The sequence below is a fragment of the Halobacillus litoralis genome (assembly GCF_009856445.1).
GTDB lineage: Bacteria > Bacillota > Bacilli > Bacillales > Halobacillaceae > Halobacillus > Halobacillus litoralis.
This window is the reverse complement of sequence record NZ_WMFA01000002.1, coordinates 678,856-690,227: the sequence shown is the minus strand read 5'-3', so window position 1 is coordinate 690,227 and position 11,372 is coordinate 678,856. Positions and strand designations below refer to the sequence as shown.

Below are 11,372 nucleotides of genomic sequence, written 5' to 3'. Positions count from 1 at the left end.
TCACTCTTTCTTCAACGATATTCCGTACACTTTGGCTTCTAATTCACGCCCTGTTGGGGTCGCGGCAAGTCCTCCCTGAGCCGTTTCCCTGAAGGCTGAAGGCATGCGTTGACCGACTTTGTACATGGCATCGATCACCTCATCACAAGGAATGCGGCTTGTCACACCTGCAAGTGCCATATCTGCAGCAACAACGGCGTTGGAGGCACCCATGGCATTTCTTTTCACACATGGGACTTCTACTAGACCAGCAACCGGATCACAAATGAGTCCAAGCATATTCTTTAATGTTATCGCCATGGCTTCGGCAGATTGTGAAGGTGTACCCCCTGCCATTTCAACAATTGCAGCAGCAGCCATTCCAGCAGCTGAACCGACCTCTGCCTGACAGCCTCCTGCAGCTCCGGAGATCGACGCATTATTTGCTACTACAAAACCGAAGGCACCAGAAGTGAACAAATAGCGAACCATTTGTTCACGTGTAGGATTCAACTGATTCTTTACTGCAAAAAGTGTTCCTGGCACACACCCGGCGCTTCCTGCGGTAGGTGTAGCACAGATCGTCCCCATGGCTGCGTTCACTTCATTAGTTGCAACAGCTTTACTGACAGCATCCATTAGCAGGTTTCCTGATAAAGGGGTATGGTTTTTCATATAGTTTTGGATGAGCACCGCATCCCCTCCAGTTAATCCACTGTGGGACTTCACCCCTTTTAAGCCATCTTCAATGGCTTTTTCCATAACATCCAGATTTCTTTCCATTTGAGAGAACACTTGCTCCCTCGATAGTTGTTTGACTTCCATCTCCTGACGAATCATCACCTCAGAGATTTGGATATTTTCACTTTCTGCTAATTCTACGAGTTCAGCGACATTTCGAAACATGTGACCTCTCCTTTCTTTTAGTCTGATATTTTAGCTACTTGAGTTATGTGATCGGCTCGTTCTAGTTCATCCAGGATCGCATCATCAATGTTCTGATCTACTTCAATGACCATTAAAGCTTGTTCTCCCTGAGCTTTACGGGAGACTTCCATGCGTCCGATGTTAATTTCATTTTTTGCTAAAATGGCAGTTGCCGAGGCAATCGCACCATAACGGTCATTGTGGATAAGCAGAATCGCCGGATGACTTCCTGATAGACGAAGTTCAAAACCATTCAATTCTGTGATTTCTGCTTTTCCTCCCCCGATGGATATGCCGACTAATTCAAGCTCACCATCGTCATCCCCGATTTTAACCTTCGCGGTGTTCGGGTGATCTGTATGAGCATCCTCTTCATGAAACCTTATTTTCATTCCATTCTTCCTTGCCGTAACAAGAGATTGACTAATACGTTCATCATACGTATCGTAGTCGAGCAATCCACCGATGATGGCTACATCAGTGCCGTGACCTTTATACGTTTTAGCAAATGATCCATACAAATGGATGTGGGCATATTTAGGTTCCCGTCCAAATAAGTGGCGTGCTGCACGACCGATTCTGGCCGCTCCAGCGGTGTGGGAACTCGATGGTCCAATCATCACGGGACCAATAATATCGAAAACTGAACGATATTTCATGAGAATCACCTTCCCTTTTTCATCTATATATAAAGAAAGAAAACGCTTTCTACTATATTATAATCCTTTTACATCTTAACACAAACTGTTGTTCTAGACCTCATTTTTTACAAAAAGCGAACAAATCAGCTTGATAGATTGCTTATTTACGAGTAAAATAAACGTTTGTGGGTTACTCGGTAACCGGGTGGGAGAGGGATAAATTTCATAGAGGAGATTTAAATGCTCAATCAGCATCATCAAAAAGTGAGCTGGAAGAAAGAAGGTTTGGCAGGGTTAATCGGTTATTTCACGACGGTCTATATCGTCGCCGTAAACAGCCAAATCCTTCACAGTGCAGGTCTGCCGCTTGAAAGCGGAATGATTGCAACAATTCTTGCCAGCGCACTCGGCTGTTTGATCATGGCCATATACGCCAATGCGCCTATGGTTCTCATTCCAGGTATGGGTGTCAACGCCCTATTCGCCTACTCCATCGTTGAAGGTACGGGATTAACTTTCCAAGAAGGGCTGGCTGTTGTATTTATAGCTTCCCTGATTTTTCTAATCACGGCTTTCACGAAGCTTGGAGACTGGTTGAAACACGCAATTCCGGCTTCCTTAAAGCATGCAATTACGGTTGGGCTTGGACTGTTTTTGACATTGATCGGGTTAGAGAAAGGTGGTCTTGTAGTCAAAGGGGAACACTCTTTGATTACACTCGGCAACCCATCTTCCGCAATTGTCATTACAAGCATCCTCACGTTGTTTATCGGGATCTTCCTTTTCACAAAAAATGTTCCTGGTAACTTCTTAGTGACAATGATTGCAGGTACCATAATTGCTCATTTCACAGGAGTTCTTGGAGAGCGGGGAGATTCTCTCGCTCTCAGTGAACAATCGTGGATTTTCATGCCGGACTTTGGAAGCGTGACAGAATTTGGTTTTTGGATGGCTGTTTTCCCCCTAGCGATTGTTCTCATTTTCGAGAATATGGGCCTCATTCACGGACAATTGGATATGCTTGATCAACAAAGCAAGTTCAAAAGGTCCTATCAGGCTTCTGCCTTTTCAGCATTAAGTACTGGATTCCTAGGTACATCACCGACGGTTTCTTCAGCAGAAAGTGCGGCAGTTATTGCTTCAGGTGGAAAGTCAGGAAGAGCAGCACTCACTATGGCTGTTTTATTCATCGGCACCATCTTTTTGATTCCTTGGATTTCCATGGTACCATCGACTGCTATTGCACCAATCCTCATCATTGTCGGAGCACTGATGGTACAAAACATCAAGGAAATTCCACTGGATCAATTGTCAGAAGCGATGCCAGCCTTCCTGATTATCGTGATGATCCCCTTCACCTACTCCATCGCTGATGGAATGGCTTTTGGGTTTATCGCTTATCCAATCGTAAAGTTTGCCATCGGAAAACAAAGAGAACTAACGACGCCGGTCGTACTCATTGCCATGGTCTTTCTCATTGAATTTATCATGCGCTCGCTTGGTCATTAATTTAGCTGCAGTGCTACTATGTTGTATTTTATATGAATACAATACAAAAAATATAAAATCCCGTACATCTAAGATGTACGGGATTTATTGTACTCTCCATCGTAGTACAATGGTTAACTGACAGCATTCGACTTGTTGGTTCCTTGCAGTCAAGTGGATTTTCATCCGGTCTGGATTATAATCAGCTTGAAAGGGAGATTCTACACCGGTACTTCGGATCAACGTGTTCACTTTCGATTGATCTGATTCCTGAGCAGCCCCCATGACATCATTTGCGAAGTCATGGGAACTGCTGATTTTCCCCACTACTTTTCTGGCATCATTCATCAGTGTTTCCATCTCTGAGGCAGACTGTACAAACATGTCCTCATCGACTTCCGGGTATAAACGGATATATGGTCGTTGAGGATTGTGATGATAAACATTAGGTATAACAAAAGGTACATAGCACGGAACCCAAACGACATACATTCTAAAAACCCCCCGGGTCCTTCAGAACCTTTCCTTCCTTCTTGAACCATTATTAAATATATGTACTCCACAAAATTTCAGAATCCCTAAACTCCCTAATTCCTGTAAAGCTACCTTTAGTTGAAGACTCAGTTTCGAGATGATTGTAAGGTTCTAGGGGCTCCGGGAAAAGGTTCGCTTTCCATGGGGCGGGCGGTGAGCCTCCTCAGGCTACGCCTTCCGGGGTCTCACCTGTCCCACACGTCCCATAGGAGTCTCACCGTTTCCCTCCGCCCCTTGACCTTTTAAGTGTCTCGAAACCACTTCTAAAAGGGGCAGCTTGTATGGTTGAGGGAAGTGGATGATTAGACCACATGTATTCTTAAACAAGGTTCCAATTCTTCTCCCCTAGGCGGGCGTATAGTGTGTTGTATCAAAGATTTCCGTTTGCTAAACGGCAATGGGGTAGAGTTTACATCATTCACTTCTAATAACCATACAAGCTAAGTTTTCCAGTAGTGGTTTCGAGACTCTGATATAGTAAAGGGGCGAAGGGGAATGGCGAGACTCCTGCGGGAAAAAAGTGCTTGGTGAGACCCCACAGGACGCAGTCCGAGGAGGCTCACCGCGCTCCCGCGGAAAGCGAGTCATTCCCCGCAGCCCCCATCCACTCAACAAACGTCTCGAAACTGAGTCTTCAAGAAACCTGCCATTTAGTTTAATATCGACAGATGAGATAATCATAAACATGCAAGCATCATAAAACGCCCAGGAATTCTGGGCGCCTTTTTTTGTGTGGATGGATTATTGATCATCCACGTCAATGACGTTAATGGTGGAGTGATGTTTTGGAAATACAATGGTCAGAACGCCACCTTTAAAAGATGCACTGCTTGCTGTATCTGCGACAGCAAATGGAAGGGTGACCACGCGCTCTTTTTGACTTATGGCATGGGACCTATTGTAATACTGAGCATCTTCATCTTTCACTTCCCGGATCTGCCTTTCATCCACGCGAATTCTCAGCTGATTCCCGGAGCGATCAATGCGTATTTGCTCCCGAGTCACATTAGGAAGATAAGCTTCGACTGTGACATCCCGGTCTGTTTCAAACACTTCCACTGGAATAGTTGTTTGTTGAAAGAAATCATGTACATGTTTAATGGATTCATCAAAGAATGAATCGAATGCTTTGACTATGTCACGAAAGCTTTGATCAAATAAATCCGGCAATTGTTTATGTTTATCATCCATTCCTTTGCACCTCATTTACATAAAGTCTGCCCTACACTTTATGCACGGGGCTGGGTTTGGTGAATATTTCATTCATGAATGGAAGTCTTGACCTGAAGTAACCGGTCGAATGTAGCCTTTGCGTATGACAAAATCACCAAATCTTTCATGATCTTCCCGCTGTTTCGCATAATGGACAAGTAACGGTTTTAACTCTTGTAAAATCTCTCTTTCCGAGATATTTTCGCGGTACAGTTTATTCAACCGGTCCCCTGCGAACCCAGCTCCTAAATAAAGGTTGTATTTCCCAGGGGCTTTACCGATAAAACCAATCTCCCCAAGGGCTGGGCGTGAACATCCATTTGGACAACCTGACATTCTTATTATAATTTCTTCATTTCTCAATCCCACTTCATCCAGGACTTCTTCTATTTGATCAATGAGCGAAGGCAAATACCTTTCCGATTCAGCCATGGCCAGCCCGCACGTAGGCATAGCCACACAGGCCATCGAGTTCCTTCTCAATGCAGAATTCTGTTTACCGTCTGATAATCCGTATTCTTCAATAACGGCTTCAATTTCTGGTTTATTCTCATCCTTGATTTTCGAAAGCGTAACATTCTGATTAGGGGTCAGCCTGAACTCTCCAAGTCCCAGTTCGGCAATTTTCCGCATTCCTTCTTTTAGTAAATAGGTGTCTTCATCTTTAATGCGTCCATTTTGGATGAAAAAGGTATGATGCCAATCCCCATCTTCCCCCTTCAACCATCCATATCGATCCCCATTATGATCAAAATGATAGGGTTTCGCCTCTTCCAGCTCCCAACCTGTTCTCCGGTTCAATTCCTCACAGATCCACTCTACGCCAAGCCGATCAACCGTGTATTTGAAACGAGCATTTTTCCGGTTCGATCGGTTTCCGTAATCACGCTGGATCGTCAGGATTTTTTCTGCCACCTCTTTTCCTTTTTCTTTTGGACAAAAACCGATAACACGCCCTAATTGAGGATAGGTCGTCTCATCCCCATGGGTCATGCCCATTCCACCGCCAACAACGACATTGAAACCAATCAGCCTTCCTTCTTCCTCAACGGCAATGAAACCGAGATCCTGCGAAAAGACATCCACATCATTGGAAGGTGGAACAGCGACACCGATTTTGAACTTCCGCGGCAGGTAGTGGGAACCGTAGATCGGCTCTTCTTCCTCTTTGCCATCTATGACTTTCTCTTCATCAAGCCAGATCTCATGGTAAGCCCTGGTCTTCGGAAGTAAGTGTTCACTTATTTGTTTAGCAAACTGGTAGACTTCAGCGTGGTAAGGGGATTGATCCGGATTCACATTAGCCATGACATTCCGATTGACATCCCCACATGCAGCAATGGAATCTAACAATGCTTCATCCATAGCCTGTATGCTATTTTTCATGTTCCACTTCAGTATCCCGTGGAGCTGAAAGGTCTGCCTTGTCGTAAGTTTTATCGTTCCATTTCCATAATCATCAGCCAACGTATCCATCGTCAGCCACTGATCTGGTGTCGCCACACCCCCGGGGAGGCGGACACGGACCATGAATTGATAAGCAGGCTCTAACTTCTGCTTTCTCCGCTCATTCCTCAAATCACGATCATCCTGCATGTAACTTCCGTGAAATTTTAATAGTTTCGTATCATCCGCAGGGATACTCGCACTGATCCGGTCTTCAAAACTATCTACGAGCGTCCCTCTTAAAAACCGACTTTCCTCTTTGATTCTTTCCATATCATCCGGGGGACCTTCAGGCCTTATGGTTTTGTTTTCCGCCACTAGACTTCCTCTCCCTTCCTTCTTCTCCTTAATAAACGTCTCTTTGGTAACGCTTCGCTTTTCTCAATTCTTTCAAATATTCCTCTGCTTCTTCTCCGGTGTAATTTCCTTCTTCCTTTATGATTTCAAGGATGGTGTTGTGTACATCTTTGGCCATATATTTTTCATCCCCACATACGTAGACATAAGCCCCGGATGCTAACCATTGATAAAATTCTTTCTGATTCTCAAGCAAGCGATGCTGGACGTACACTTTTTCTGATGTATCTCTGGAGAAAGCGACATCCATTTTTGTTAGGACGCCGTCTTTTAACCAACGCTGCCATTCCACTTGATAGAGAAAATCCGTGACAAAGTGCTGCTCACCGAAGAAAAGCCAGGACCTGCCCTGTCTCTCGCTTTCTTCTCGCTCTTCAAGAAAGGATCGGTATGGGGCCACGCCCGTTCCCGCTCCAATCATGATGATGGGTATGGATGGATCCTCAGGTAGTTTGAAATTGTTGTTTTTCTGTACAAAAACAGACAGTTGATCTCCCACTTCTGTCCTTTCTGCACATTGTCCTGAGCACACCCCTGTCCGTTTCCGTCCATTTGAATCGTATCTTACTGTCCCGATTGTCAAATGTACTTCATCAGGATTAGCTTTTAAACTGCTCGCTATAGAATACAGTCTCGCAGGTATCTTCCTTAATGAGCTGACAAACGCTTCGGCTCCTGCTTTCCATGGTCCATAATCTCTCACGACATCGAGCAGGTCCCTTCCATATACATAAGCATTCATTTTATCTCTGGATGTCACTAGTTGTTTGAATTCTTTATTTTCTGTCAGAGTCGCTAATTTCTCTAGTAAGGGTATGGTCAAGGCCGTAATCTCATAATGGGAGGTCAAAGCTTCCCGTAAAGCCCGGACTTCCCCATCTTTGTTCACGATGACCGATAAGTCTGGGTCCCATCCCATTTCTTCGACCAGCTCATCTACAAGGGTATCTTCATTTTTCGGATAAATCCCCAGACTATCCCCAGGTTCATAGGCAAGGTTCGCCCCCTCCAGGTCGAGCTCCAAATGGCGGGTCTCTTTATTCGATCCCCGTCCACTCAAATTGATATTCTCCAGCACTTCGGCTTGAAAAGGGTTTTTCTTAGAGTAAATCGGACGATCGGTAACAGACGTGACTTTTTCAACCGTTGGAGAGACCTGTTCATGAGTATCACCTAATGTATGAAGCACTCCATTCCACCATGATTCAGCATCTTCTTCATAATCAAGGTCACAATCGACACGGGGGTGGATACGCTCAGCACCGAGTTCGTTCAGGCGTTCATCGATTTCCTTCCCCGTCTGACAAAAGAACTCATAAGAGCTGTCACCGAGAGCAAGGACAGAATACTTCGTTCCGTCTAATTTTGGTGCTCGTTTGCTGAAGAGAAATTCATAAAAGGACAGTGCATTATCTGGAGGATCTCCGTCTCCGTGGGTACTCGTCAAAATCAATAGATCCTGTTCATTTTTTAAGTTTTTCGGCTTATATTCATCCATATCCAGAACATTGGCTACCATGCCCTTTTCTTTTAACTTGGCCCCATATTCTTCCGCAAGGGCCTGACAGTTTCCGGTATGTGATCCATACAAAAGGGTCACCTGCCGGGAAGACACTGCTTTTTCTTCTCCTTGGTGATTCTTTGCAGCAAGGGAAGGAGAGGTCTGAACGGCGGCCAAATAACCGCTCAGCCATATTTTCTGTCGTTCATCCATTGTTAGAAGCAAACGGTTCAATTGTTCCGTTTGTTCTTGATCAAATGGACTGTTCTTGACATCAAGATTCAACATTGACACCTCCATATTGATAGCTATTGATTCAACCATTGCCCCTGAAAATAATGATCAAGCTTCACAATCATCGCACCCATCTTCGGTCGCTCGGGTTGAATGACCGAAGAAATCCCTCGGTCATTCAGAGCCTGAGCGGTTACTTTACCAACAGCTACCGCCTGGACATGATGTTGGAAAGCTTCCACAACATTTTCCAACCTTTTGCTTTGATGAAATAAATTTTTCACCTGGGTTTTACTTGTGAAAACAACCGCATCCAGTTGAGCGTCTGCGATATGGAGGGCTAAGTCTTCTACGACAACAGGATCAGGTGGTAAGAACTTGTAGGGGTTAGCTCTGTAAACCCTGTATCCTTTCTCCTCTAATTTTCTTACTAAAAATTCTTCATCTTCATTGTATGTCTGTAGAAAGATTTCTCGGTTCTTTGTTCGATCTACAACAGGGATTTGACACAATAGATTTTCCATCGTTCCGTCTGCAGAGATTACATCAGGAAATAGATCATTTGCTTTTAACCAATCCAGCGTTTTCGAACCCCGGATGGCAAGAGACTCGTTTTCGAGCTTCTGAAGAAATTTCCCGTCTACCCTTTCTTTTATTGCGGCAGCTCCAAGCGTACGAGCGCCTATGCCTGTCGTCAGTATGACCCGGTTAAACGATTGATGAAGGTAGTCTTTCACATGAGCGCGGGATGCTTTTTCATCCAGCAGCTGCTCTCCTTGCAATGGAAAAACAAAAGGCTTTCCACCCATGTTCGTTATTAATTTTTGAATCGCTTCCGAACGGCGATCTGCCGCAATGCCAACCTTTTTTCCTTTTAGTCCCGACAAAGGCTTCCTCCTCCTTTGGTATGTATTTCTTCCTTGATGACCCATTGTTTTTCCCGTTCTAAATAAGAGGGATCAAGCATTCTTTCCAGATACATCTCTTTCTCCACTTTAGATAAAGGAGAGGCCTTCAGCATTTGTCTGCATTCATATAAAAAATCCACATAATCCTTATAGGCAGGAGGGAACTGCTTTTCCCATTCTTCACGCAAGCGTCCTGCGAGCTTAGGACTAGCTCCCTGGGTGGTGACAGATACGTTTAGTTTCCCCCGGGTAAATTGTGCAGGAAGATAAAAGTTTCCACCCTTCCCCCCATCTACTCTGTTCACAAGGGGCACATTCCCTGCTTGCAAGGCGATGTTGTCATTTGTCTCGCAGTCATCCGTCGCAATAACTAATAGAAATGCGCTCGTAACATCACCATTTTCAAAATGACGATTCAACCAATGGATCTCCTTCTTCTTGATCATCTCTTTTAAGTCTTCCGTGACTGCAGGGCTGACAACTGTAATTTTTGCCTTTTCTCGTAGGAATACCTTCGCCCTTTTTTCTGCTGCTTTGCCTCCTCCAATGATGATGACTTTCTTCTGTTCTACATCAACCGATAGCGATATCATTTCACAATTCTCTCCTCTTCCACCCCTTTGCTTAAAGCTTGATTGACTCGGTCAACCAAGGATTGAACCATATTTGGGTGATCATTTAAATAAGAAGCGAGGTAGACATGATGTCCTTTCTCTTTTGCGTTCGCCACGCTTTTTTCCAAAGAATCATAGAGGAGGCCTGTAAACCATAAGTAGGGGACCACAATTGTTTTAGAATAGTTGCTTAGCGATTCTTCAAACGCGTCTGGAAATCGAGGAGAAAGTGCAGCCAGGTAGCAGGTTTGAATTTGTTGAATCCGTCCCTTCTCTCTCAACACACCAGCAATCCATTCGATGGATGTTTTTGTATCCGGATGCCTGCTCCCTCTTCCCACAAGTAAAACATTGGCTGATTCATCCATTTCGGTCGGCAGTTCTTTCAGCCGGTCCACCAGTACATCCGTGATTCGTTCCTGCACCCCAAGCGTTTGACCATAAGTAATCGAAATGTCTGGATAGATGGATTCAGCTTTCTCCATCTCATGAGGAATATCCTTGAAATAGTGGCCGGCACTCAGTAGCAGTACAGGGATAATGACAATCCTATCTGCCCCTTTTTCCACAAGTTTACGAATGCCTTCCAACACATCAGGATCTGCTAACTCGAGAAAACAAATATGAGAGAGTTCGCAGTTGACCTGCCGCTGAACAAGGTTCAAAAAGTGAATGGCTTCCTCTTTCGCTTGCTTTTTTCTACTCCCATGACTTACATACAAAACGGCTTCCATGTTACCCCTACTTTCATACAACACCTGTGGCTATTTCCTTAAGATTTTCTTCCAGAGATGACTCAAACCATTGGAGACGTTCTCGTAACCTGACTACGTCTCCAACGACGATCATTGCAGGATTCTCAATACGCTTTGATTTTTCGACAATATCTTCAATCGTGCCTGTCACCGTTTTTTGCTCCTTTGTTGTACCCCATTGCACCAGGGCAACAGGTGTATGAAGAGGTCTTCCGTACTTCAGAAGTCGTTCACAAATGAGCGGCAATTTCTTTACTCCCATATAAATGCACAAGGTATCCATACTTTTAGAGACCCGCTCCCAATAAGCCTCTTCATCGCCGCCTTGCTTATTGACACCTGAAATGAAAGCGACAGAAGAACTGTAGTCCCTGTGGGTCACAGGAATGCCAGCATAAGCAGGCGCTGCAATTCCCGAAGTGATTCCCGGTACGATTTCATAAGGAATGTTTCTTTTGGCGAGTTCTTCCGCTTCTTCCCCTCCGCGTCCGAATACGAATGGGTCTCCCCCTTTCAAACGAGTGACCACTTTTCCTTTCCGCGCATATTTACACAAAAGGTGATTGATGGTCGTCTGACTAAGGGCATGATGGTCCGGACGTTTCCCACAAAACACAAGTTCTGCACCTTCCTTCGCCTCATCCAGAAGCTCTTGATTGATCAAGCGATCATAGAGAATGACGTCTGCTTTTTGTATCGCTTTTAACCCTTTCACTGTGATCAGGTCGTAATCTCCCGGACCCGCTCCCACAATATAAACGTTTGTCATCTTCCGA

At 44.7% G+C, this 11,372-nt stretch carries 11 protein-coding genes; 1 reads left to right on the top strand and 10 read right to left on the bottom strand.

What is annotated here, in order from left to right:
* Complete coding sequence (gene sdaAA, locus GLW00_RS08730) at positions 1-885, bottom strand: L-serine ammonia-lyase, iron-sulfur-dependent, subunit alpha (RefSeq protein ID WP_160913135.1); 885 nt, start codon at positions 883-885, stop codon at positions 1-3.
* A gap of 17 nt (positions 886-902) precedes the next feature.
* The gene (sdaAB, locus tag GLW00_RS08725; RefSeq protein ID WP_160913134.1) at positions 903-1,565 is read right to left on the bottom strand and encodes an L-serine ammonia-lyase, iron-sulfur-dependent subunit beta; all 663 of its coding nucleotides are present in this window, start codon (positions 1,563-1,565) and stop codon (positions 903-905) included.
* A 222-nt stretch (positions 1,566-1,787) separates the two neighbouring features.
* On the opposite strand from sdaAB, the gene GLW00_RS08720 reads away from it, so the two are divergent.
* Positions 1,788-3,056 (top strand): NCS2 family permease, encoded by a 1,269-nt coding sequence (locus GLW00_RS08720; RefSeq protein ID WP_160913132.1) that lies wholly within the window; start codon positions 1,788-1,790, stop codon positions 3,054-3,056.
* Positions 3,057-3,140: 84 nt separating this feature from the next.
* On the opposite strand, the gene GLW00_RS08715 is transcribed toward GLW00_RS08720, so the two are convergent.
* The 8 genes from GLW00_RS08715 to cobA form a co-directional block, all read right to left on the bottom strand.
* Complete coding sequence (locus tag GLW00_RS08715; RefSeq protein ID WP_160913130.1) at positions 3,141-3,527, bottom strand: YuzC family spore coat inner layer protein; 387 nt, start codon at positions 3,525-3,527, stop codon at positions 3,141-3,143.
* Between the two features lie 783 nt (positions 3,528-4,310).
* Entirely contained in the window at positions 4,311-4,760 is a 450-nt protein-coding gene (locus GLW00_RS08710) for an Hsp20/alpha crystallin family protein (RefSeq protein WP_160913128.1), read from the bottom strand.
* Positions 4,761-4,832: 72 nt separating this feature from the next.
* Complete coding sequence (cysI, locus tag GLW00_RS08705) at positions 4,833-6,545, bottom strand: assimilatory sulfite reductase (NADPH) hemoprotein subunit (RefSeq protein ID WP_160913126.1); 1,713 nt, start codon at positions 6,543-6,545, stop codon at positions 4,833-4,835.
* Positions 6,546-6,573: 28 nt separating this feature from the next.
* The gene (locus tag GLW00_RS08700) at positions 6,574-8,370 is read right to left on the bottom strand and encodes an assimilatory sulfite reductase (NADPH) flavoprotein subunit (protein ID WP_160913798.1); all 1,797 of its coding nucleotides are present in this window, start codon (positions 8,368-8,370) and stop codon (positions 6,574-6,576) included.
* 23 nt (positions 8,371-8,393) lie between these two features.
* On the bottom strand, positions 8,394-9,206 hold the full coding sequence (locus GLW00_RS08695) for a uroporphyrinogen-III synthase (protein WP_160913124.1): 813 nt from the start codon (positions 9,204-9,206) through the stop codon (positions 8,394-8,396).
* Positions 9,194-9,820, bottom strand: a complete 627-nt coding sequence (locus GLW00_RS08690; RefSeq protein ID WP_160913122.1) for an NAD(P)-binding protein — start codon at positions 9,818-9,820, stop codon at positions 9,194-9,196. The genes GLW00_RS08695 and GLW00_RS08690 overlap by 13 nt, the downstream gene beginning before the upstream one ends.
* Positions 9,817-10,575 (bottom strand): sirohydrochlorin chelatase, encoded by a 759-nt coding sequence (locus tag GLW00_RS08685; protein ID WP_160913120.1) that lies wholly within the window; start codon positions 10,573-10,575, stop codon positions 9,817-9,819. The genes GLW00_RS08690 and GLW00_RS08685 overlap by 4 nt, the downstream gene beginning before the upstream one ends.
* A gap of 13 nt (positions 10,576-10,588) precedes the next feature.
* On the bottom strand, positions 10,589-11,365 hold the full coding sequence (cobA, locus tag GLW00_RS08680) for a uroporphyrinogen-III C-methyltransferase (RefSeq protein WP_160913118.1): 777 nt from the start codon (positions 11,363-11,365) through the stop codon (positions 10,589-10,591).
* Between the last annotated feature and the right edge of the window lie 7 nt (positions 11,366-11,372).